We start from the raw sequence: 21,677 nt of genomic DNA, 5'->3' as shown, positions 1-21,677 counted from the left end.
CGTTGTCGCCGTGGCGGCGCCGCGGGGCTACGCGCCGCCCCAGACGCGCGAGCGCAGCGGCATCCGGGAGACCCCGCCGGCCTCCGGCTTCACCGCCAGGATCTGGTTGACCCCGAGGCGGGCGTGCTCGAAGCCCAGCGCGGAGGCCGCCATGTACAGCAGCCAGACCCGGGCCCTGCCCGGCGAGGTGAGCCGTACGGCCTCGTCCCAGTGCTCCTCCAGCCGCGTCACCCAGGCCCGCAGGGTCAGCGCGTAGTGCTCGCGCAGCGCCTCCACGTCGCGGACCTCGAATCCGGCCTTCTCCAGCTCGCCGACGGTGGTGCCGACCGGGGAGAGCTCCCCGTCGGGGAAGACGTAGGCGTCGATGAACTCGTCGATCTCGTACGCCGCTTCGTCGGGCTCTGGCGGCCGGCCGATCTGGTGGTTGAGCAGGCGGCCGCCGGGGACCAGCAGCGCGTGCAGGATGCCCGCGTACTCGCGGTAGCGCTCCGAGCCGACGTGTTCGGCCATGCCGATGGAGGAAATGGCGTCGTAGGGGCCGTCCTTGACGTCCCGGTAGTCCTGGACGCGGATCTCGATCCGGTCGGTCAGGCCCTCCTCGGCGATCCGCTTGCGGGCGTAGGCGGCCTGTTCGGTGGAGAGGGTGATGCCGGTGACCTGGACCCCGTACTCGCGGGCGGCGTGCAGGGCCATCGAGCCCCAGCCGCAGCCGACGTCCAGGAGCCGCTGGCCGGGCAGCAGGGCGAGCTTGCGGCAGACCAGGTCCAGCTTGTCGCGCTGGGCGTCCTCCAGGGTGCCGCCCTCGGTCCAGTAGGCGCAGGAGTACACCATCGAGGGGCCCAGGACCCGCTCGTAGAAGGTGTTGCCCACGTCGTAGTGGTGGCTGATGGCGTCGCGGTCGCGGCTCTTGGTGTGGCGGGTCCCGCCCGGGCGGACGGCCTCCTCCGGCGGCGGCGCCGGCCGGGTCCAGGGGCGGGCCAGGGCCACGAGCTCCCGCACGGCGGCCCGGGTCGCCGGGTCGCGCAGCAGCGCGGCGGTGCCGGCGAAGCCCGAGGCGCGCGCGGGCAGGTGCGGGCGCAGCGCGGCGAGCTTGGCCAGGCCGGCGCGGGGGCGGCGGACGGGGGCGGGCGCTGCGGTGTGCTCGCGCTCCCAGACCAGGCCGGCCACCCGGTCCAGCGCCTCGAAGAGGTCGCCTTCGACGGTCAGGTCCCCGGCCACCCAGGCGCGGGCCAGCCCCAGCTCGCCGGGCTTCCACAGCATGTGACGCAGGGCGCGCCGGTGGGTCAGCACCAGTGCGGGGCCGGTCGGCGGGCCGGCCTCGCTGCCGTCCCAGGCACGTATGCGGACGGGCAGGGGGGCGCCCAGCAGGGTTTCGGCAAGGGCTGCCAGCCGCGGCGCGGCGTCGTTCATCGAGGCACCTCCAAGGTGTTCCGACCACGGGCTACCCATCCGCGATCGGCGCCATTCGCCGGCGGCACCCACCTGGACCGCACCTTGAGCACACCTTGACCCTGCCGTGCACCGGCGCCCGTGCCCGTGCACCGGCGCCCGCGCCGGAGTACGCCGAAGGGGCCGCCCGCACCACGGATGGCGGACGGCCCCTGCGGGGTCGTACTCAGGTACCCGGAGCCGTGCCCCGGGTCAGGACGCCTTGGCCTTCTCGGCCGGGGCAGCGGCGGCGGCCGGAGCCGGCGCCGGCTTGGCGGCCTCGTAGAACTCCTCGCGCGGGGTCTCCAGGGCGCCGAGGGCGACGACCTCACGCTTGAGGAACATACCGAGGGTCCAGTCCGCGAAGACGCGGATCTTGCGGTTCCAGGTCGGCATGGCCATGCCGTGGTAGCCACGGTGCATGTACCAGGCGAGACGGCCCTTGAGCTTGATCTTCATCTTGCCCATGACGATCATCGCCACGCCCTTGTGGAGGCCGAGGCCGGCCACCGCACCCTTGTTGGAGTGCGCGTACTCCTTCTGCGGGAAGCCCCGCATACCGGAGACCACGTTGTCGCCGAGGACCTTGGCCTGGCGCAGCGCGTGCTGGGCGTTCGGCGGGCACCAGGCGTTCTCGACGCCGGCCTTGCGGGCGGCGACGTCCGGGACCTGGGCGTTGTCGCCGGCGGCCCAGATGTAGTCGGTGCCCTGGACCTGGAGGGTCGGGGCGGTGTCCACGTGGCCGCGCGGGCCGAGCGGCAGGCCGTAGCGGGCCAGCGCCGGGTTCGGCTTGACGCCGGCGGTCCACACGATGGTGTTGGAGTCGACCTCGAGGCCGTTCTTCAGCACCACGTGGCCGTCCACGCAGGAGTCCATGGAGGTGTTGAGGTAGATCTCGATGCCGCGCGACTCCAGGTGCTCCTTGCCCCAGGTGCCGAGCTTGGGCCCGACCTCGGGAAGGATCTTGTCGGCCGCGTCGACCAGGATGAAGCGCATGTCCTCGCGCTTGATCGTGGCGTAGTACTTCGCGGCGTCGCGGGCCATGTCCTCGACCTCGCCGATCGTCTCGGCGCCGGCGAAGCCGCCGCCGACGAAGACGAAGGTGAGGGCCTTGCGGCGGACGTTCTCGTCCGTCGTGGACTCCGCCTTGTCGAGCTGTTCGAGGACGTGGTTGCGCAGACCGATGCCCTCCTCGACGCCCTTCATACCGATGCCCTGTTCGGCCAGGCCGGGGATCGGGAAGGTGCGCGAGACGGCGCCGAGCGCGATCACCAGGTAGTCGAAGGGCAGCTCGTACGCCTCGCCGACGAGCGGCGTGACGACGGCGACCTTGCGGTCCTGGTCGATGCTGGTGACCCGGCCGGTGAGAACCTCAGCCTTGGGCAGCACGCGTCGCAGCGGGACGACGACGTGCCGAGGCGAGATGCTGCCTGCGGCCACTTCGGGGAGGAAGGGCTGGTAGGTCATGTACGAGCGCGGGTCGACGACCGTGACGGTCGCCTCGCCGTAGCGCATCTTCTTCATGATGCGCTTGGCCGCGTACAGACCTACGTACCCACCTCCTACAACGAGGATCCTGGGACGCTCCGTGGTGCTCATGAGATGAGTATCCAGCACCCCAAGGAGTGATGCTCGTGAGCCCCTTCACAAGAACCTGGGAGAGCTCTGCTACACTGCGCGCCCCGCGTGACCCAGATCATGGCACGCAACGGGAACCACGGTGGCACGGATTTCGTTGTCCACCCGCCCTGAACTGGCCTCCAGCCCCCGGACCGGACTGGACCACTGGCGTTCGTCCTTACCTCTGATACGAAACCCGCAGCGGCCCCGCATCGCACAAACAGGTGCTGAAACGACCCTGCGACCCTGGAGAACCCGTCGAAGGGCCCTCTTGTTGACCCGGAGGGCCCTTTTTCCTTGTGAAGAACTTCACGAACTTCTTGCCGAGCAGCGCCTTTTCGGCCGCCCGCCCACCCCCGCGCGACCCCCGCACTGCCCCCGCCCCGGACCCCCTCCCCCGCCCCACCAGCCACTCATCAGGCGGAACCCGATATTCGGCCACACCCCGGCACGACCCCGGCCACAGAACCCGCCTCGACCGGCTCAAGGTTCGGTCCACGCGGCGGCCCGTCCGTTCGGCGCCACCCCGTGCGTGTACACGTTTGGCCGTGCTGGCCGAAGGCGGCCCGACCGTGACCATGGCCGAGCTGCTGGCCGACCTCTTCAGCGAACGGGGTGACGGCGCAGCGTGAAGTGCGCGTTCCGCTTCACCACCGCGGCGCGACGACAACTTCGAGCGATCGACAAGCCCGCCGCCACGCGCATCCTCGCCGCGCTGACCGCCCTGGGGGACGGTCCCTACCGCGAGGACGCAGACATCGAGAAACTCACCGGGCCGTCCGGCCTCTACCGGCTCCGGGTGGGCAGCTACCGGATCGCCCATCGGGTGCTGGACGGAGAGCTCGTCGTCCCCGTCGTCAAGGCCGCCGACCGCCGGGACGTCTACCGCACCCTCTGAAGGCGACGGCGGCGCCCCGGTCGGCCGACCGGGGCGCCGCCGCTCCGTGGTGCCGCCCCTCAGGCCGCCGACCAGGCGATGCCGTCCAGGATGTCGTGTTCCGAGACCACCACCTCCGACGCGCCGACGCGTTCCATGATCGCGAGGAGGACCAGGGCGCCGGCGCCGATCACGTCGACGCGGCCGGGGTGCATCACCGGGATGGCCGCGCGTTCGGCGTGGGTGGCCGTCAGCATGCGGGTGCTGATCTCGCGGACCTGGTCGTAGGAGACGCGGGCGTGGTGGATGCGGGCCGACTCGTACCGCTCCAGGCCCAGGGCGATCGCGGCGACCGTGGTCACCGAGCCCGCCAGGCCCACCAGGGTGCGGGCCTCGCCCAGGGGGACCGCCTCGGCGGCCAGGTCCAGGGCCGCCTCGATGTCGGCGCGCATGGCGGCGATCTGCTCGGCGGCCGGCGGGTCGGTGACCTCGCCGTCCACCACCAGGTGCCGCTCGGTCATCCGGACGCAGCCCACGTCGACCGAGCGGGCGGCCCGCACGTGCTCCTCGCCGACCACGAACTCGGTCGAGCCGCCGCCGATGTCCACGACCAGGAACGGCCGCTCCAGCGCCGTGTCGCCGGTGAGCTCCTTGGTGGCGCCGGTGAAGGAGAACTCCGCCTCCTGGTCCCCGGAGATCACCTCGGGCTCCACGCCCAGGATGTCCAGGACGCCCCGGACGAAGTCCTCGCGGTTCTCGGCGTCGCGCGAGGCCGAGGTGGCCACGAAGCGGACCCGCTCGGCGCCCAGCTCCTTGATCACCTGGGCGTACTCGCGGCAGGCCGCGAAGGTGCGCTCCAGCGCCTCCGGGGCCAGCCGGCCGGTCTTGTCCACGCCCTGGCCGAGCCGGACGACCTGCATCCGGCGGTCGAGCTCGACGAGCTCGCCGGTGTCCGGGTGGCAGTCGGCGACGAGGAGGCGGATGGAGTTCGTACCGCAGTCGACGGCGGCGACCCGGGTCATGCGCTCTCGCCCTCCTGCTGCGCCTTCTCCCCGCACGGGGTGACGCAGGCGCCCTTGGCCCACCACTCGGGCAGCATCGCCAGCGCCTCGTCGCCGAACGGGTTCACCCCGGGCCCGGCCACCAGCGAGTGGCCGACCAGCACGTGCAGGCACTTCACCCGGTCCGGCATGCCGCCGGCGCTCGGGAAGCCCTGGAGCACCTCGATGGCGTCGCGCCGCTGGATGTAGTCCTCGTGCGCCCGGCGGTAGGCGGCGGCGAGCTCCGGGTCCTCGGCGAGGCGGGCCTGCATCTCCTTCATCACGCCGTTGGCCTCCAGCGTGCCGATCGCGGAGGCCGCGCGCGGGCAGGTGAGGTAGTACAGCGTCGGGAAGGGGGTGCCGTCCGGGAGGCGCGGGGCCGTCTCGACGACATCGGGCTGGCCGCAGGGGCAACGGTGCGCGATGGCGCGCAGCCCGCGCGGCGGGCGGCCGAGCTGCTGCTCGAACGCCTCGATGTCGGCGGCGGTCGGCTCGGTCCGGTCGGTCTGGGGCGGGGGCGTCTGCATGCCTGGAGGGAGTCTCTTCGTTCGGTGGTACGGGCGGTCGTGGCGGCCGCCCGTACGGGACGGTCGTGATGGGTGGTCAGTCGCCGGGGCGGTCGGCCTTGTCGACCCCGTCCCAGACGTTGGAGTACCAGGGGCGGTCGGATCCGCCCTGGCCGCCGCGGCGGTGCTCCGCGGCCGCGGCCCCGGGGTCGGTCATGATGTAGCCGACCTCCCCCGGCCGCAGGAAGTGCAGGTGCTTGCGCGCCTGCTGCTCCGCGTAGGCGGGGTCCTGCCAGCGTGCCTTCTCGTCGCGGAGCTGCTCCAGGCGCTTGCGCGCGGTGGCGGCGGCCCGCTGCTGGTCCGCGATCTCCGAGCGCTGGGAGACGTACTGGCGCATCGGGTACGCGAGGGCGACGACCAGCGTACAGAGGACGAGCACCAGCAGCGCCGCCCGGCCGGTGAGCCTGCTGCGGCGCACGACCCGGCGGGACTGCGAGCGGTAGACGTGGGCCGCGGTCCGCTCGCCGAGCTGCCGGAGCCTGGTCGCCGTGGAGAAGGTGGAGAACCGATCCCGGTTCCTGGCCATTGATCCGCCTCCCCTGGTGCGCGCTACGCAATACGTCCCCGCACACGGTACGGGACCGAGTGCGGGGACGTAGGGAGGCAGGCGAGGACTCAGCCCTTGAAGCGCGGGAAGGCGCTGCGGCCGGCGTACACGGCGGCGTCGTCGAGGATCTCCTCGATGCGCAGCAGCTGGTTGTACTTGGCGACGCGGTCGGAGCGGGCCGGGGCGCCGGTCTTGATCTGTCCGCAGTTCACCGCGACGGCGAGGTCGGCGATGGTGACGTCCTCGGTCTCGCCGGAGCGGTGGGACATCATGCACTTGAAGCCGTTGCGCTGGGCCATCTCGACGGCGTCGAGGGTCTCGGTCAGCGAACCGATCTGGTTCACCTTGACGAGCAGGGCGTTCGCGGAGCCCTCCTCGATACCGCGGGCCAGGCGCTCGGGGTTGGTGACGAAGAGGTCGTCGCCGACGATCTGGACCTTGGCGCCCAGGCGGTCGGTGATGGTCTTCCAGCCGGCCCAGTCGTCCTCGAAGAGCGGGTCCTCGATGGAGACGAGCGGGTACGCCTCGACGAGCTCGGCGTAGTAGTCGGTCATCTCGGCGGCCGAGCGGGACTGGCCCTCGAACTCGTACTTGCCGTCCTTGTAGAACTCGGACGCGGCGACGTCGAGCGCGAGCGCGATGTCCTTGCCGGGGGTGTAGCCGGCCTGCTTGATGGCCTCGATGATGAGGTCGAGCGCGGCGCGGTTGGACTCCAGGTTCGGGGCGAAGCCGCCCTCGTCGCCCAGGCCGGTGGACAGGCCCTTGGTGTGGAGGACCTTCTTGAGGGTGTGGTAGACCTCCGCACCCCAGCGCAGCGCTTCGGAGAAGGACTCCGCGCCGATCGGGGCGATCATGAACTCCTGGATGTCCACGTTGGAGTCGGCGTGCGACCCACCGTTGAGGATGTTCATCATCGGGACGGGCAGCAGGTGCGCGTTCGGGCCGCCGAGGTAGCGGAAGAGCGGCAGGTCCGACGCCTCGGACGCGGCGTGGGCGACGGCGAGGGAGACGCCGAGGATGGCGTTGGCGCCGAGGGAGCCCTTGTTGTCGGTGGCGTCGAGGTCGAACATGGCCTGGTCGATCAGGCGCTGCTCGGTGGCGTCGTAGCCGACGAGCTCCGGGCCGATCTGCTCGATGACCGCGAGGACGGCCTTCTCGACACCCTTGCCCATGTAACGGTTGGGGTCACCGTCACGGAGCTCGATGGCCTCGAAGGCACCGGTGGAGGCGCCGGACGGAACGGCAGCACGGCCGGTGCTGCCGTCGTCGAGGCCCACCTCGACCTCGACCGTGGGGTTGCCTCGGGAGTCCAGGATTTCCCGGGCTACGACGACGTCGATGGACGGCACGAGCATCTCCTTCTGGGATGTGACGCTGGGTGTGCGGTGGCGTGGGGCCTGGGACGGCCTCGCCGACTAGAGCCTAACCGGCTCCGGGCGGTGGGCCCGCCGACCGCCCGGGTCCTGGGACGAAAAAGGGTCCGAATACCCGCCTTCCAGGACATAGCCCCCTGGCACGGGGGCCCTGGCCGCGGACATGGCGAAGCCCGGCGCGCGGGATGCGCGCCGGGCGACGATGCCTCAGCCGTACCTGGTGGTGCGGGTGGTGCCAGGTGTTACGCGGGGATTCAGCTGAGCTTCAGCTTCTGGCCCGGGAAGATCAGGTCGGCGTCCTGGACGGTGTCCTTGTTCAGGTCGAACAGCTTCTCCCAGCCGCCCTTGACGCCGTTGGCCTCGGCGATGGTGCCGAGGGTGTCGCCCTCCCGGACCGTGTACGAGCCGTTGCCGGTCGCCGGGGTCTGGGTCTTCGGGGCGGACGGCTTGGCCGGGGCGGGCTTGGACGGGGTCCAGCCGGAGCCGGAGCCGGTGCTCTTGGTCTCGGTGTCGGCCTTCGGGGCGGAGGGCTTCGCCGGGGCGGGCTTGGCCGGGGCCGGCTTGGTCTCCGGCTTCGGCTTGGCCGGGGTGGTGGTCGAGCCGCCGCCGTTGTAGGCCGAGTTGGACAGGCCGACGCCGCAGGACGGCCAGGCGCCCTTGCCCTGGCCCTTGAGGACCTTCTCGGCGATGGCTATCTGCTGGGACTTGGTGGCCTGGTTGGCCTGCGCGGCGTACGCCTTGCCGCCGTACGCGGCCCACGTGGAGGCGGAGAACTGGAGGCCGCCGTAGTAACCGTTGCCGGTGTTGATGGACCAGTTGCCGCCGGACTCGCACGAGGCGACCTTGTCCCACTCCGAGACGGTCGCGGCGCTGGCGGAGCCGGCCGCCATCAGCGGGGCGGCGACGGCCACACCGGCGACACCGGCGAGCGTGACGATACGGACGGCCTTGGAGCCGCGGCGGTGCTTGCCCTTGCCGGAAAGCAGCATGGAGTTCTCCTCACCGACGCCTTCGAGGTGAGCTGTCGGGTTCGGGCGGATGAGTTGCCCGGCCGCGCAGTTGCGCGTCTTCACCCCAAGCCGGTACAGCGGGCCGTCTCTCAACGGCCTTTCCCGGCGCCTACCTTGGTTCCCCCGCTCCTGCCAACGGCGCTTGCGCGACGACTGTTCCCTCCGGCCGCCGGCAGGATTCGGCGATGCGGTCGAAGGAGCCCGCGGTGGCGGGCGACTCAGAAGGTAGACAGGTCTCTCCCCGATGTTCAACGTGTGATTTTGGGGAGAAACCGGCCTACTTGCGTTCCTCAAGAGCACGTTTGCGCAGGTCGGAACGGGGTTTGCGGAAGTTCCGGAACGAGACACGCCAGTTGTCCTGAAGAGATGCATGTCTCACTTTCCGATAACGGACATTCAGCCCATAATCGGTGCCCGAACTACCCCTATTCCTTGGTTAGATCCAGGTTCTGGCCGGGCTTGATGAGGTCCGCGTCCGTGCCGATGACGTGCTCGTTGGCCTGGTAGAGGGCGGTCCAGCCGCCCTTGAGCCCGTTGGCGTCCGCGATGGCCGTCAGGCTGTCGCCCGGCTTCACCGTGTACGTGGGGTCCTGGGCGGCGGCTGACGCCGTGCCAGGGGCGGCCGGCACCTCCAGGGCGGCGGGGCCGCGGTGCTTGCCGCCACCGTCCGAGGCCCCGGCGGCCGGAGTGGGGGAGGCGGAGGGGGTGGCGCCCGGGGTGGCGGGGACCGTGGGCGTCGCCCCGCCCGGGGTGGCAGGGGTGGTGGCGGGGGCCGTCGGGTCGGCCGGGTTGCTGGAATTGCCCGTGTTGCCCGGGTTGTTGGTGTTGCCCTGGTTGCCCGGGTTCGCCGGGCTGGTGGGCGTCGGCGTGGCGGGCGTCGGGGTGGGGCCGGTGGTCGGGGTGGACGGCACGGTGTAGTCCGGCTCGGGCATGACGGGCAGTCCGCTGACGGCGCCGAGCGGGTAGTCCGGCAGCACGCCGGGGGCCGGCGTACCGGGCGCCGGGGTGGGCGCGCCGAAGTCGGTGGAGGGCCCGTCCCCGCCGGTGGCCGGCACCGAGAAGTCCGGACGCGTCGGGGTGGAGCCGACGGGCCCGGGGGTCTTGGAGGTGCCCGTGTCCACGTCGGCCTTCGGCCCGTTCTTCGACAGCCCCGCCGAGGCGGAGCACAGCGGCCACGCCTCGGGGCCCTGGGACGCCAGCACCCGCTCGGCGACCGCTATCTGCTGCGAGCGGCTCGCGAGGTCGGGGCGCTCGGCGTACTCCAGCCCGCCCGCGTTCTTCCACTGCTCCAGGGTGAACTGCAGCCCGCCGTAGGCCCCGCTGCCGAAGTTGGCGCTCCAGGTGCCGCCGCTCTCGCAGTCGGCGACCTTGTCCCACGTCGCTGTGTCGGCCGCGTTCGCGCCGGTGGCGGCGAGCAGCGGCAGGGCCAGGGCCGAGCCCGTCACTCCTGCTGTGACGACGAGGGCGGGGACCTGACGGGGGCGTCTGTGGCGGCCGTTCCCGGGAAGCATGAGGCTGCACCTTTCGTATAACGGCGGGGTAACGGCAGAACCTAGCCGCCTTCGAACGGATGTCACAAGTTCGGCCGAAGACTGAATTCCGGTCAGTTCCGCGGCCCCGCCGGGCGCCTCACCGGGCTTCGCGCCCGTCCCGGACGTTCGGGACTGTGAAGCGGACGGGGAGGGTGCGCAGGCCCCGCATGATGAGTCCGCCGCGCCAGCGCAGGTCCGCGGGGGGAACGGCAAGTTCCAGATCCGGCAGACGCTTCAGCAAAGTCGCGAGCGCCGTCTGGCCCTCCAGGCGGGCCAGCGGGGCGCCGAGGCAGTAGTGGATTCCGTGCCCGTATCCGAGGTGCTGATTGTCACTCCGGGAGAGGTCGAGGGTGTCCGGGTCGGTGAAGCGGGCCGGGTCGCGGTCGGCCGCCGCGAGGACGACGAGGACGGGGTCGCCGACGGCGATCTCCTGCCCGCCGAGGGTCAGCGGCCGGGTGGCGAACCGCCAGGTGGCCAGCTCCACCGGGCCGTCGTAGCGCAGCAGCTCCTCGATCCCGGTCTCCAGCAGCGCGGTCTCGCCCGCGGCGAGGGAGTCCTGGAGGCGGACGCGCTGGCCGGGGTTCATGAAGAGGGAGTGGACGCCGTTGCCGATGAGGTTGACCGTCGTCTCGAAGCCGGCGAACAGGAGGATGAAGGCCATGGCGGTGGCCTCGGCCTCCGTCAGGTGGTCGCCGTGGTCGCTCGCCCGGATCAGGTCAGAGATGAGGTCATTGCCCAGATCGTCCCGCTTACGGTGGATGAGTTCCCCGAGATAGGTGCGCATCCGCTTCACGGAACGGGCGACCCCGCCGCGCGGACCGCCGCCGTGGCGGATCATCATCCCGGCCCAGTCGCGGAAGTCGTCCTGGTCCTCGCGCGGGACGCCGAGCATCTCGCAGATGGCGTAGATGGGGAGCGGGAAGGCGAACTCGTGGATGAGGTCCGCCTCCCCCTTCTCCGCGGTCCCGGCCTTCTCGACGATCTTGTCGATGAGGTGGTCGGTCAGCTCCTGCACCCGCGGGGTGAACTCCGCGACACGGCGGGGGGTGAACGCCTTCGACACCAGCCGGCGCAGCCGGGTGTGGTCCGGGGGGTCGATGTTGAGCAGGTGGGTCATCAGCTCCGCCTTGCGCTCCCCCGGGATCCCGGTCTTGCCCTTGGCGTGCGCCGGCTCCGCGTGGTGCGCCGGGTTCTTGCTCAGCCGCTGGTCGGCGAGGGCCTGACGGGCGTCGGCGTACCGGGTCACCAGCCACGCCTCGACCCCGCTGGGCAGCGTGGCCCGGTGCACCGGGGCGTGCTCGCGCAGCCAGGCGTAGGCGGGGTAGGGATCGGTGGCGAACTCCCAGCCGAAGAGGGCGGGGGCGGTGTCGGGGGTCTGCTCATGCACCCGCCGACGGTATCCCGGCCCCCGCCGCTCACCCCGCACGCGGTGACGGCCGGGCAGGGTCCGGGACGGGCCGGGGCTACGGGTCGAGGTGTTCCGCCGCCCGGATGGCGTCGCGGTAGGCGCGGGCCGCCGCGCGCAGGGCCGTCTCGGGGTCGGTGCCCGACGCCTCGGCCCGCGCCGCGAGCGCCAGCAGTTCGTAGCCGATGCCCTCGCCGCGCGGGATGTCCACCGGGAGCCCGGCCGCGCGGGCCCGGCCGGCCAGCTTCGCCGCGAGCGCCAGTCCGGGCTGGCCCAGCGGGATCCCGTCGGTGACCGACTCCCGCTGCTTCTCGACCGCCTTGGTGGCCTGCCAGTGCGCGCTGACGTCCTCGGGGGACTCGGCCGTCGCGTCCCCGAAGACATGGGGGTGGCGGCGGACCAGCTTGTCGACCAGGTCGCCGGCGACGTCGTCGACGGAGAAGGGCTCCGCGTCCTCCCCCTCACCGCCCTCCTCGGCGATGCGCGCGTGGAAGACCACCTGGAGCAGCACGTCCCCCAGCTCCTCGCGCAGCGCTTCCCGGTCGCCGTCCTCGATCGCCTCGACCAGCTCGTACGCCTCCTCGATGGCGTACTTCACCAGCCCCTCGTGCGTCTGCCGGGAGGTCCACGGGCACTCGCGGCGCACCCGGTCCATCACCTGTACGAGGTCCAGCAGCCGCGCCCCCGGCAGATCGTACGAACCCGGCAGCAGCTCCAGGTCCGGCATGGCCACCCGGCCCGAGCCGGCCAGCCGGGCCAGACCGTCGGTCAGCCGCTGGTCGCCCTCGCCGGACGGGATCACCACGATGGTGCGGCCCCCGGCGCAGGCATCGACGAGAGCGGCGGCGTCGGGGGCCTCCCGCGCCACCTCCACCCCGGCTTCGCGCAGGTAAGGGAGCTGCGGGTGACCCGGGTCCGCGCACAGCACCCGGTCCGCGGCGTGCAGGACCTGCCAGGCCGGCCAGGACAGCAGTCCGGGGGCGACCCGGTGGCTGGCGGTCAGCAGGACGATCCGCCCGGCGTCGGGAACGGCTCCGGGAACGGCGGCCGGAACGGCGTCGGGAACGGCACGAGGAGATCCAGCGGCGGGGACGGGTTCGGCGGTGTGGTCGGTCACCCTCCGAACCTACCCCCGCCCCCGGGCGTCAGGCTCCGGCGGGGGCCGCCTCGGGCATCGTCCGCTGGGTGATCCACGGCGTCTGCTGGTCGCCGAGCAGGATCTGCTTCTCGTCCCAGCGGCCGTAGCGCGGGTTGACCTCGATGTGCAGGGCCTTCGCGGCCTCCCCGAGCTTCACCAGCGCCTTGTCCTGGCTGCCGTAGTGCGCGAAGAGCTTGTCGCGCAGCAGCTTGAAGCGGGTGTCGGCGTCGATCTGGTCCGGGGCCAGCTGCGCCTGCTCCAGCGCCGCCGCGGCGAGCGCCTTCTCGCCGCCGACCTGCTGGAGCTGCGCCTTGCGGACGTCCTCGATCTCCTTGGGGCTCACGCTCAGCCCGGCGTCGTCGGCCGCCCGCTCCAGGACCGCGCTCTGGATCATCTTGTTGAGCTTGAGCCGCTCCAGCCCGGCGGTCGCCCCGATCAGCCGCGCCCCCTGCTCGGAACGGTTCTGCGCGGTGCGGACGTCGTTGACCTGGGCCTGGAGCGCGGAGGTGGTGATGCGCTCGCCGCCGACGACGGCCGCGGTACCGGGACGGGTCCCGCCCGAGCAGGCGGCCAGCAGGGGGGCCGCCGCGAGCAGGGCGGCGGATACGGAGAGCGCTGTGCGACGGTGCAAAGGAGCCTCCAGGGCCGGGTGATTGTGCGTCGGTGCACAAGGCCGTGCGGTGATCGATGGTATGCAGTCACGGTGGCCCGAGCCACCGGTTCGACCAACGATTCCCAGGGTGTCGGGGTACGAGTTCACCCCCCGGCCATCGCGGAGTTCCGCGTTCCTGCGAAGGTCGTTCCACCATGTCGACATCTCAACTCGCCCCGCACCACACCCCGCAGCGCCCCGCCCAGGCCCCCGCACGCGGCTCCGGACGCCGCCCGGGGCTGCTCGGCTCGGCGTTCGCCGCCCTGGTCACGACGGTGGCCGTGTGCTCCGGGGACGCCGTCGCCCGGGTCTTCCCGTACGGGCCCCGCCACCGCAGCGTCAACGACCTCGGCAACCAGTTCGTGCCCTTCCACGCGCACCTGTGGGACCTGCTGCACGGGCGGGCGCGGGGCGGACTGCTGTTCAACTGGCAGTCCGGGTACGGGACCGGCTTCCTGGCGGACTACGGCACGTACCTGTCGAGCCCCTTCGCCCCGTTGGTCGCTCTCTTCCCGCGGCATGACATCGACCTCGCCGTGTACGCCGTCACCGTCCTGAAGATGGCGGCCGCCGCCGCCGCGATGGCCTGGCTGCTGCGGTCCCAGCGGCCGGGTCCGTGGTGGGCGGCGGGGCTGCTGGGGGCCTCGTACGCGCTGTGCGGCTGGTCGGTGATCGAGGCCGCGTACAACCCGATGTGGCTGGACGGGCTGATCGCCTTCCCGCTGCTGTGCCTGACCGGCGAGTGGGCGCTGCGCGGGCGGCGGCCGCTGCTGGGGGTGGGGGTGGTGGCCGTCTGCTGGACGGCGAACTTCTACACCGCCTATATGGCCACGCTGGGCGCGGCGCTGGTGCTCGTGGTGCGGGTGGTGCTCACCCGGGAGGGGGCGCGCGTACGGCTTCGGGTGGTCGGACGGGCGGCGGTGACGACCGTGCTCGGCATGGCCCTGACGGCGCCGCTGCTGCTGCCGCTGTTCCTGAGCTCCCGGCAGGCGTATCCGGGCTGGTCCAAGGAGTTCTCCCCGGCGCCCTGGCCGGACCTGTTCGCCCGGCTGCTGCCGGCCACGTACTCCTTCAACTCCCCCGCCGTGTTCATCGGTACGGGCACCCTGCTGCTGGTGACGGCGCTGCCCTTCCACCGGGCACTGCCGCTGCGCACCCGGCTGTGGTGGGCGGGGCTGGTGGCGGCGGTGCTGCTGTCCTTGCAGTGGGCGCCGACCCATCTGGCCTGGCACGTCTTCGCCACCCCGAACGGCAGCCCGTACCGGCAGACCTTCGTGCTGGCCGGGATCGCGGTCATCGCCGCCTGGTCGGGGCTGGCCGCCGGGCCGTACGGGGTGCGGGCGCTGGCGGGCGGGGCCGGGCTGCTGGCGGCGGCCGCGGCGTGCGCGGGGGCGGGCAGCGCGCTGGTCACCGGCTGGGGTTACGCCCTGTTCAGCGGCGGGCTGGCCCTGGCGGCGGGCGCCTGGTGGGCGCTGCGCCACCGGCGGCTGCTGCTGCCGGCGGCGGCCGTACTGGCGGCGGCCCTGGTGGCGCAGGCCGCCGCGACCACGGCGTACGGGCACAAGGGCAAGCTGGCGGGGCTGGACGACTACCCCTCCTGGACCCACGCCAGCACCTCCCGCGAGCGGGCCCTGACCCGGGCCGACGGCTGGCCGGCGTACCGCACGGACGCGGGCCGGCCCGCGCTGTCGGGCAACGACCCGCTGCTGCTGGGCGGGGAGGGCGGCTCCTACTACAGCAGCCACACCCCGGACGTGTTCACCCGCACGATGGTGGCGCTGGGCGCGGGCTGGACCTCGCGGGGGCGCAGCGTGCAGAGCCTGGACAATCCGGTGACGGACGCGCTGTTCTCGGTCGGCGCGCGGCTGAAGCCGGACGGGAAGATCGCCCGCGGTGAGGCGCTGCCGCTGGTCACCGTGCGGCCCGCGGGCCCGGCGCCGGAGTTCGGCGAGTCCCCGTTCGCCAACCAGGAGCTGCTGCTGGGCGCGAAGGTGTACGAGGACCCCCTCGTGCCCGGGGTCTGCCGGACGGGGACCGACGCCTTCCTGTGGGCGCCCGAGTACAACGCGACGGCCCGCCTCGCGGACGGCCGCCCCTTCCGGCTGAACGGCAGCCCGCCGAAGAACCGGGCGGCGCTCCAGCCGCTGGGCCGCTCGCACGGCAGCGCCTCGAAGCTGGTCTTCGACCGCCCGGCCCCCGCCCGGTGGGCGCTGTCCTGCCTGGACCGCTCGAAGCTCACCGCGGCGGTGGCCGCCCTGCGCGGCCCGGCCGCCACCTCGGTCCGGGCCGGCGACGCGGACTTCACGGCGACCCTGCCGGCGGGCAGCACCGGCACCGCGGTCGTCGCGGTACCGGCCGTCGCGGGCTGGAGCTGCGACGGCCGGCCGGCCGGGGCCCGGCTGGGGCTGCTGGCCGTGCCGCTGGACGGGCGCACCACCACCCTGCACTGCGGGTTCACCCCGCCGGGGCTGGCGGCGGGCACGGGCCTGGCGGTGCTGTCGGCGCTGACGGTGGCCGCCCTGGCGGTGCTCAGGCGCCGCCCGGAGCTGCTGGCGCGCGTCCGGCGCGGCTGAGGGGGCCCGGGCCGGGCCGGTGTGGGGTCAGCGGACCTGGCCCAGCCACTGCAGGGTCCGGCGGATCTCCACCGGGAGCGGATGCGCCGGGCCGTGCACCCGGTCCGCGTCGTACAGGAGCCGGAGCAGGGTGTCGTGGGCGGCCGCGCGGTCCCCGAGGGAGAGCAGCAGGTGCGCGATCCGGCGGCGGACCTCCAGCGGCAGGCCCGGGTCCGGGTTGGCGTAGTGGTTCTCGAACAGCGGGAGCAGCGACCGGTATTCCGCCAGGGCCGCGGCGGGCTCGCCGAGCTGCTCCAGGCACTGCGCGGCGTCGTAGCGGAAGCGCAGCGCCTGCGGGTCCCCGGCTGGGAACTCGTCCGCGAGGCGCCTCAGTTCGGGCAGGGCGCGGCGGTACTGGCCGTCGTCCATGAGCGTGGCGGCGTACTGCTTGCGCAGGCTGCGCACCACCGGCGAGCGTTCCCCGTGCTCGGCGGCGGCCGCCGGGAGGATCCCGCCGAGGATGTCCACGGCCTGGGTGAGCCGCCCCTGGTCGAGCAGCTTGCGCGCCTCGTCCACCGCTCCGGGGATGTCCGGCCGGGCCGGGGCCGGTGCGGTGGCCGGCATCGGGGGGACGGCGGCGGCCGGCCGGTCCGGCCAGGGCGCCTGCGGGCGCAGGAACGGCCGGGTGGGGTCGAGGGGGCCGGCCACGGGACGGCTGCCGGGCGCCGGGAGCAGCGGGGCGAGGGCCTCGTAGACCTCCTGCGCGGAGCCCGGGCGGTCCTGCGGGTCCTTGGCGAGCAGGCGCATCAGCACCGCCTCCAGCTCCTGCGGGATCTCCGGGCGCTGCGGGCGTACGGGGGCGGGGGGCTCGTACAGGTGCCGGTGCAGTACGCCGAGGGCGGTGGACCCGGCGAAGGGGACGTTGCCGCTGAGGAGTTCGTACAGCAGCACGCCGAGGGCGTACAGGTCGGTGTACGGGCCGACCGCGCCGCCCATGGCCTGCTCGGGCGCCATGTACGCGGGGCTGCCGATGGGGGTTCCGGTGCTGGTGAGGCGGGTGGTGTCGGTGTCCATCACGGAGGCGACGCCGAGGTCCAGGACGAGGACCGTGCCGTCCGGGCGGACCATCACGTTGCGGGGCTTGAGGTCGCGGTGGACGATCGGCACCGCGTGCACGGCGGACAGCACCGCGCACAGCTGCACCGCCACCGCGACCGCCCACGGCCAGGGGTAGCGCTCGTGCTCGGCGAGGTGGTCGGCGAGGTTGGAGCCCTCGACGTAGCCCATGACGAGGTACAGCTCCTCGCCGTCGTTGCCCGCGTCGTGGACGGTGACCAGGCCGGGGTGGTCGACCTGCGCCGTGACCCGGCATTCGCGGACGAAGCGGCGGCGCAGTTCCTCGGCGACGGTGCCGGGCCCGGCCACCTTGTCGGGGCGCAGCAGCTTGACGGCGACGCGGCGGTCCAGGCGCTGGTCGTAGGCCGTCCACACCTGGCCCATGCCGCCCTGGCCGAGGAGGGTGGCGAGCTGGTAGCGCTCGCCGATGATCCGTTCGCCCGTCGTCGTCACGGTCACCGCGGGTCCTGGATCGCCGTGCTGTTCGGGTCCTGGTAGGGGCCGCCGGGGCGCGGGGGGCCGGGCGGGGTCTGCGGGGTCTGCTTGCGCAGGAGTTCGCTGAGCTCGTCGAGTTCGGCGCGGACCTGCCCGATGCGCGGCGGCTGCACGGGGGCGGGCGCCTGCTGCGGCGGGACGGGCGGATAGCCGTAGGAGGGGCCCGTCTGCGGCTGCTGCGGCGGGTACCAGGGGGCGGCGGCCACCGCCGGGGCCTTCGTCTCGTGGTGGCGGATGTCGGCGACGAGGTAGTACACGCAGACGGCGAAACCGGTGAAGATCGAGCCACCCGCGCCGAGGTTGCCCTGCCAGCCGTCGGTCTCGGCCGTCGGGTCCATCTCGATGAAGGTGATCCAGACGACGGACAGCACCCCGCCGACGACCAGCAGCACCCAGTCCCGGCTCTTACGGGTGAGCAGGGCGAGCCGCAGCAGGGAGCCCCAGGCGAAGAACCCGCAGGTGAGAAGGGGCAACGCCGTGAACAGCACGCGCAGCGCCAGCGCCGCCCCGGACAAGGGCCGGTGGCCGTGGGGGCCTTGCTGCGGCGGGATGCCGTGGCCGTGCATCGCTGCTCCTGACGGGCCGTACGGAAAAGGTGACGGCAGGAAGCGTATACACGGTTTCCGGCCGCCCGTGAGGGGATGTCCCCAACCGTTGCAGCCTCGCTGCCCAACCGTCCTCCCCCGCCCCTCCTGTCCCCCGGGCCTGCCGGCCGGCAGGCCCGGGGGCCGGGGTCACGAGCCGAGAACGGTGGTGAGGAACTCTCCCGTCCACGCCAGGAGTTCGCGGCCGACCAGGGGCTTGCCGCCCACGCGGGAGGTCTTGGGGCGGGGGACCAGGATCTGGGAGGTGGCCGGCTTGAGGACCGTGCCGGGGTAGAGCCGCTTGAGGCGCAGTTCCTGGGACTCGCGCAGCTCCACCGGGCCGAAGCGGATGTTGGGGCCCTGGAGGGTGATGTCGCCGACCCCGCAGGCGCGGGCCAGCATCCGCAGACCCGCCACCAGGAGCAGGTTCTCCACCGGCTCCGGGAGCTTGCCGTAGCGGTCGGTGAGCTCCTCCCGAACCGCCTTGATGTCGGCCTCCGAGTTCGCCGAGGCGATCGCCCGGTACGCCTGGAGGCGCAGCCGCTCGCCGGGGGCGTAGTCGTGCGGGACGTGCGCGTCGACCGGCAGTTCGATCTTCACCTCCAGCGGCGGCTCCTCCTCCACCCCGCCCTCCACGGCGGCCCGGTAGTCGGCGACGGCCTCGCCGACCATCCGGATGTAGAGGTCGAAGCCGACGCCCGCGATGTGGCCGGACTGCTCCCCGCCCAGCAGGTTGCCCGCGCCGCGGATCTCCAGGTCCTTCATCGCTACGTACATGCCCGCGCCCATCTCGGTGTGCTGGGCGATGGTGGCCAGCCGCTCGTGCGCCGTCTCCGTCAGCGGCTTCTCCGGCGGGTAGAGGAAGTACGCGTACCCGCGCTCGCGGCCGCGCCCGACGCGGCCGCGCAGCTGGTGCAGCTGCGAGAGGCCGAAGTTGTCGCCGCGCTCCACGATGAGGGTGTTGGCGTTGGAGATGTCGATGCCCGACTCGACGATCGTCGTGGAGACGAGGACGTCGAACTTCTTCTCCCAGAAGTCGACCACGACCTGTTCCAGGGCCTGTTCGGACATCTGCCCGTGGGCCGTCGCGATCCGCGCCTCGGGGACGATCTCGCGCAGCCTGGCGGCCGCCCGGTCGATGGACTCGACCCGGTTGTGGATGTAGAAGCACTGGCCCTCGCGCAGCAGCTCGCGCCGGATGGCCGCGCCGATCTGCTTCTCCTCGTACGGGCCGACGAAGGTGAGCACCGGGTGGCGTTCCTCCGGCGGGGTGGTGATCGTCGACATCTCGCGGATGCCGGTCACCGCCATCTCCAGGGTCCGCGGGATCGGGGTGGCGGACATGGTCAGCACGTCCACGTTGGCGCGGAGCTTCTTCAGCTGCTCCTTGTGCTCGACGCCGAACCGCTGCTCCTCGTCGACGATGACCAGGCCAAGGTCCTTGAACTTGGTCTCCTGCGAGAAGAGGCGGTGCGTGCCGATGACGATGTCGACCGAGCCCTCCTTGAGGCCCTCCAGGGTGGCCTTGGCCTCGGTGTCGGTCTGGAAGCGGGAGAGCGCCTTCACGTTGACGGGGAACTGGCTGTAGCGCTCGGAGAAGGTGCCGAAGTGCTGCTGCACGAGCAGGGTGGTGGGGACGAGGACCGCGACCTGCTTGCCGTCCTGGACCGCCTTGAAGGCCGCGCGGACCGCGATCTCCGTCTTGCCGTAGCCGACGTCGCCGCAGACCAGGCGGTCCATGGGGACGGACTTCTCCATGTCCTCCTTGACCTCGGCGATGGTGGTGAGCTGGTCGGGGGTCTCCGCGTACGGGAAGGCGTCCTCCAGCTCCCGCTGCCAGGGGGTGTCGGGGCCGAAGCTGTGGCCGGGCGCCGCCATGCGCGCGCTGTACAGCTTGATCAGGTCGGCGGCGATCTCCTTGACGGCCTTCTTCGCCCGCGCCTTGGTCTTCGTCCAGTCGGCGCCGCCGAGCCGGTGCAGGGTCGGGGCCTCGCCGCCGACGTACTTGGTGACCTGCTCCAGCTGGTCGGTGGGGATGTACAGCCGGTCGCCGGGCTGGCCGCGCTTGGCGGGGGCGTACTCGACGAGGAGGTACTCGCGGGTGGCGCCCTGCACGGTGCGCTGCACCATCTCGATGTAGCGGCCCACGCCGTGCTGCTCGTGGACGATGTAGTCGCCGGTCTCCAGGGTGAGGGGGTCGATGGACTTGCGGCGGCGGGTGGGCATCCGGCCGAGGTCCTTGGTGGCGGTGCGCTGGCCGGTCAGGTCGGTCTCGGTGAGGACGGCGAGCTTCAGCCCCGGGTCGACGAAGCCGGTGTCGAGGGAGGCGCAGGAGACGTGGACGAGGGACGGCTCCAGGGTCGTCAGGTCGGCCGCCAGCCGCGCCGGGATGCCCTCGCCGCCGAGCACCTCGACGGTGCGGGCGGCCGGGCCGTGGCCCTCGGTGAGGTAGACGGTGTGCCAGCCGTCGGCGAGCCAGCCCTTGGTGTCGGCGAGCGCGCGGGCGGTGTCGCCGCGGTACGCCTCGGGGGCGTGCATGCCGAGCTTGAGGGTGTCCTGGGCCAGGTCGGAGTCGTCCGCCGCGAAGGGGGACACCGACCACCACATCATGCCGAGCTCGCGGGCGTGGTCGCGGACGTCCGCGATGCCGCGCAGCGAGGCCGCGCCCACGTCGATGGGGGCCTGGCCGCCGCCGGCGGTGGCCGCCCAGGAGGCCATGAGGAACTCCTGGCTGGTGGCCACCAGGTCGGAGGCCCGGGTGCGGACCCGCTCGGGGTCGCAGACCACGGCCATGGACCCGGCCGGCAGGACGTCCAGGAGCAGCTCCATGTCGTCGACGAGGACGGGCGCGAGGGACTCCATGCCCTCGACCGCGATCCCCTCGGCGATCTTGTGCAGCAGTTCGCCCAGCTCGGGGTGGGCCTCGGCGAGGGCGGCGGCCCGCTCGCGCACCTGGTCGGTCAGCAGCAGCTCCCGGCAGGGCGGGGCCCACAGGCCGTGCTCGGCGATCTCCAGGGAGCGCTGGTCGGCGACCTTGAAGTAACGGATCTCCTCGACCTCGTCACCCCAGAACTCCACGCGCAGCGGGTGCTCCTCGGTGGGCGGGAACACGTCGAGGATGCCGCCGCGCACGGCGAACTCCCCGCGCTTCTCGACCAGCTCCACGCGGGCGTACGCGGCCGCCGCCAGGGCTTCGGTGACGGCGCCGAGGTCGGTGCTCTCGCCGTGGCGCAGGCTGACCGGTACGAGGTCGCCCAGCCCCTTGACCTGCGGCTGGAGCACGGAGCGGATGGGGGCCACGACCACCGAGACGGGCCCGGCGGCCGGGTCGTCCGCGCGGGGGTGCGCGAGGCGGCGCAGGACGGCGATCCGGCGGCCGACGGTGTCGCTGCGCGGGCTGAGGCGCTCGTGCGGCAGGGTCTCCCAGGAGGGGTAGTCCACCACCTGGTCGGGCGGCAGCAGGGAGCGCAGGGCGGCGGCGAGGTCCTCGGCCTCGCGGCCGGTGGCGGTCACGGCGAGGACGGTGCGGCCGGTGCGGGCGGCCAGCGCGGCGATCGCGAAGGGCCGGGCGGCGGGCGGGCCGACGAGGTCCACGTGCATGCGGTTGCCGTCCCCGGCCGCGGTGACCGCCTCGGCCAGGGCGGGGTCCCGGGTGACGGCGTCGAGGAGTCCGGTGAGGCTCATGAAAGCGGCTTTCCATCCGGTGGAGGGGCGGGCGGGGGGCGGGCAACGCGAAGCACCC

The 21,677-nt window shown here is 72.9% G+C and carries 16 protein-coding genes, 1 pseudogene and 1 riboswitch; of the genes and pseudogenes, 3 read left to right on the top strand and 14 right to left on the bottom strand.

Going from position 1 to position 21,677, the window contains the following annotated elements; all coding sequences use genetic code 11:
- Positions 1–27: 27 nt before the first annotated feature.
- Together ABZ716_RS16495 and ABZ716_RS16490 are read right to left on the bottom strand one after the other, a co-directional pair.
- On the bottom strand, positions 28–1,410 hold the full coding sequence (locus ABZ716_RS16495) for a cyclopropane-fatty-acyl-phospholipid synthase family protein (RefSeq protein ID WP_358811243.1): 1,383 nt from the start codon (positions 1,408–1,410) through the stop codon (positions 28–30).
- Positions 1,411–1,641: 231 nt separating this feature from the next.
- Complete coding sequence (locus ABZ716_RS16490; protein ID WP_351889268.1) at positions 1,642–3,027, bottom strand: NAD(P)/FAD-dependent oxidoreductase; 1,386 nt, start codon at positions 3,025–3,027, stop codon at positions 1,642–1,644.
- A 566-nt stretch (positions 3,028–3,593) separates the two neighbouring features.
- Here ABZ716_RS16490 and ABZ716_RS16485 point away from each other — a divergent pair.
- Both ABZ716_RS16485 and ABZ716_RS16480 read left to right on the top strand, forming a co-directional pair.
- Positions 3,594–3,680: pseudogene (locus ABZ716_RS16485) on the top strand (prevent-host-death protein); the annotation flags it as partial.
- Complete coding sequence (locus ABZ716_RS16480; protein WP_358959597.1) at positions 3,677–3,946, top strand: type II toxin-antitoxin system RelE/ParE family toxin; 270 nt, start codon at positions 3,677–3,679, stop codon at positions 3,944–3,946. The pseudogene ABZ716_RS16485 and the gene ABZ716_RS16480, both read left to right, overlap by 4 nt.
- Positions 3,947–4,005: 59 nt before the next feature.
- Here the strand turns inward: ABZ716_RS16480 and ABZ716_RS16475 are convergent, their stop codons facing one another.
- The 9 genes from ABZ716_RS16475 to ABZ716_RS16435 form a co-directional block, all read right to left on the bottom strand.
- The gene (locus ABZ716_RS16475) at positions 4,006–4,947 is read right to left on the bottom strand and encodes a Ppx/GppA phosphatase family protein (RefSeq protein ID WP_358811245.1); all 942 of its coding nucleotides are present in this window, start codon (positions 4,945–4,947) and stop codon (positions 4,006–4,008) included.
- Positions 4,944–5,492 carry a DUF501 domain-containing protein gene (locus ABZ716_RS16470; RefSeq protein ID WP_358811246.1) on the bottom strand — a complete coding sequence of 183 codons (549 nt, stop codon included), beginning with the start codon at positions 5,490–5,492 and terminating at the stop codon, positions 4,944–4,946. The genes ABZ716_RS16475 and ABZ716_RS16470 overlap by 4 nt, the downstream gene beginning before the upstream one ends.
- Positions 5,493–5,568: 76 nt before the next feature.
- Entirely contained in the window at positions 5,569–6,057 is a 489-nt protein-coding gene (locus ABZ716_RS16465; protein WP_358959594.1) for a septum formation initiator family protein, read from the bottom strand.
- An 89-nt stretch (positions 6,058–6,146) separates the two neighbouring features.
- On the bottom strand, positions 6,147–7,433 hold the full coding sequence (gene eno, locus ABZ716_RS16460; protein ID WP_030028493.1) for a phosphopyruvate hydratase: 1,287 nt from the start codon (positions 7,431–7,433) through the stop codon (positions 6,147–6,149).
- Positions 7,434–7,705: 272 nt separating this feature from the next.
- Entirely contained in the window at positions 7,706–8,440 is a 735-nt protein-coding gene (locus ABZ716_RS16455) for a transglycosylase family protein (RefSeq protein WP_358811247.1), read from the bottom strand.
- Positions 8,441–8,442: 2 nt separating this feature from the next.
- Positions 8,443–8,612, bottom strand: a riboswitch (cyclic di-AMP (ydaO/yuaA leader).
- Between the two features lie 274 nt (positions 8,613–8,886).
- Positions 8,887–9,972 (bottom strand): transglycosylase family protein, encoded by a 1,086-nt coding sequence (locus tag ABZ716_RS16450; RefSeq protein WP_358959592.1) that lies wholly within the window; start codon positions 9,970–9,972, stop codon positions 8,887–8,889.
- A gap of 118 nt (positions 9,973–10,090) precedes the next feature.
- Positions 10,091–11,380, bottom strand: coding sequence for a cytochrome P450 (locus ABZ716_RS16445; RefSeq protein WP_358811249.1), 1,290 nt, complete (start codon positions 11,378–11,380; stop codon positions 10,091–10,093).
- A 76-nt stretch (positions 11,381–11,456) separates the two neighbouring features.
- Positions 11,457–12,515 (bottom strand): nucleoside triphosphate pyrophosphohydrolase, encoded by a 1,059-nt coding sequence (locus ABZ716_RS16440; protein WP_358959590.1) that lies wholly within the window; start codon positions 12,513–12,515, stop codon positions 11,457–11,459.
- Positions 12,516–12,543: 28 nt separating this feature from the next.
- Positions 12,544–13,167: a SurA N-terminal domain-containing protein gene (locus ABZ716_RS16435; protein ID WP_358959587.1), complete on the bottom strand. Its 624-nt coding sequence runs from the start codon at positions 13,165–13,167 to the stop codon at positions 12,544–12,546.
- 176 nt (positions 13,168–13,343) lie between these two features.
- On the opposite strand from ABZ716_RS16435, the gene ABZ716_RS16430 reads away from it, so the two are divergent.
- Positions 13,344–15,761 carry a YfhO family protein gene (locus tag ABZ716_RS16430; RefSeq protein ID WP_358959585.1) on the top strand — a complete coding sequence of 806 codons (2,418 nt, stop codon included), beginning with the start codon at positions 13,344–13,346 and terminating at the stop codon, positions 15,759–15,761.
- 27 nt (positions 15,762–15,788) lie between these two features.
- Here the strand turns inward: ABZ716_RS16430 and ABZ716_RS16425 are convergent, their stop codons facing one another.
- The 3 genes from ABZ716_RS16425 to mfd form a co-directional block, all read right to left on the bottom strand.
- A complete protein-coding gene (locus tag ABZ716_RS16425) occupies positions 15,789–17,315 on the bottom strand; it encodes a serine/threonine-protein kinase (RefSeq protein WP_351882810.1) in 1,527 nt (508 codons plus the stop codon).
- On the bottom strand, positions 17,312–17,917 hold the full coding sequence (locus ABZ716_RS16420; protein ID WP_358811254.1) for a hypothetical protein: 606 nt from the start codon (positions 17,915–17,917) through the stop codon (positions 17,312–17,314). The genes ABZ716_RS16425 and ABZ716_RS16420 overlap by 4 nt, the downstream gene beginning before the upstream one ends.
- A 168-nt stretch (positions 17,918–18,085) precedes the next feature.
- Positions 18,086–21,619, bottom strand: a complete 3,534-nt coding sequence (gene mfd / locus ABZ716_RS16415) for a transcription-repair coupling factor (protein WP_358959582.1) — start codon at positions 21,617–21,619, stop codon at positions 18,086–18,088.
- Positions 21,620–21,677 lie beyond the last annotated feature (58 nt).

The sequence above is a fragment of the Streptomyces sp. NPDC006687 genome (assembly GCF_040636215.1).
Classification (GTDB): Bacteria; Actinomycetota; Actinomycetes; order Streptomycetales; family Streptomycetaceae; genus Streptomyces.
This window is presented reverse-complemented; position numbering and strand designations above follow the sequence as displayed.

Coding starts and splice junctions, on each gene's coding strand:
- ABZ716_RS16455 (WP_358811247.1), bottom strand. CDS start 8,440: ATGCTGCTTTCCGGCAAGGGCAAGCACCGCCGCGGCTCCAAGGCCGTC.
- ABZ716_RS16470 (WP_358811246.1), bottom strand. CDS start 5,492: ATGCAGACGCCCCCGCCCCAGACCGACCGGACCGAGCCGACCGCCGCC.
- ABZ716_RS16450 (WP_358959592.1), bottom strand. CDS start 9,972: ATGCTTCCCGGGAACGGCCGCCACAGACGCCCCCGTCAGGTCCCCGCC.
- ABZ716_RS16495 (WP_358811243.1), bottom strand. CDS start 1,410: ATGAACGACGCCGCGCCGCGGCTGGCAGCCCTTGCCGAAACCCTGCTG.
- mfd (WP_358959582.1), bottom strand. CDS start 21,619: ATGAGCCTCACCGGACTCCTCGACGCCGTCACCCGGGACCCCGCCCTG.
- ABZ716_RS16430 (WP_358959585.1), top strand. CDS start 13,344: ATGTCGACATCTCAACTCGCCCCGCACCACACCCCGCAGCGCCCCGCC.
- ABZ716_RS16490 (WP_351889268.1), bottom strand. CDS start 3,027: ATGAGCACCACGGAGCGTCCCAGGATCCTCGTTGTAGGAGGTGGGTAC.
- eno (WP_030028493.1), bottom strand. CDS start 7,433: ATGCTCGTGCCGTCCATCGACGTCGTCGTAGCCCGGGAAATCCTGGAC.
- ABZ716_RS16475 (WP_358811245.1), bottom strand. CDS start 4,947: ATGACCCGGGTCGCCGCCGTCGACTGCGGTACGAACTCCATCCGCCTC.
- ABZ716_RS16420 (WP_358811254.1), bottom strand. CDS start 17,917: ATGCACGGCCACGGCATCCCGCCGCAGCAAGGCCCCCACGGCCACCGG.
- ABZ716_RS16465 (WP_358959594.1), bottom strand. CDS start 6,057: ATGGCCAGGAACCGGGATCGGTTCTCCACCTTCTCCACGGCGACCAGG.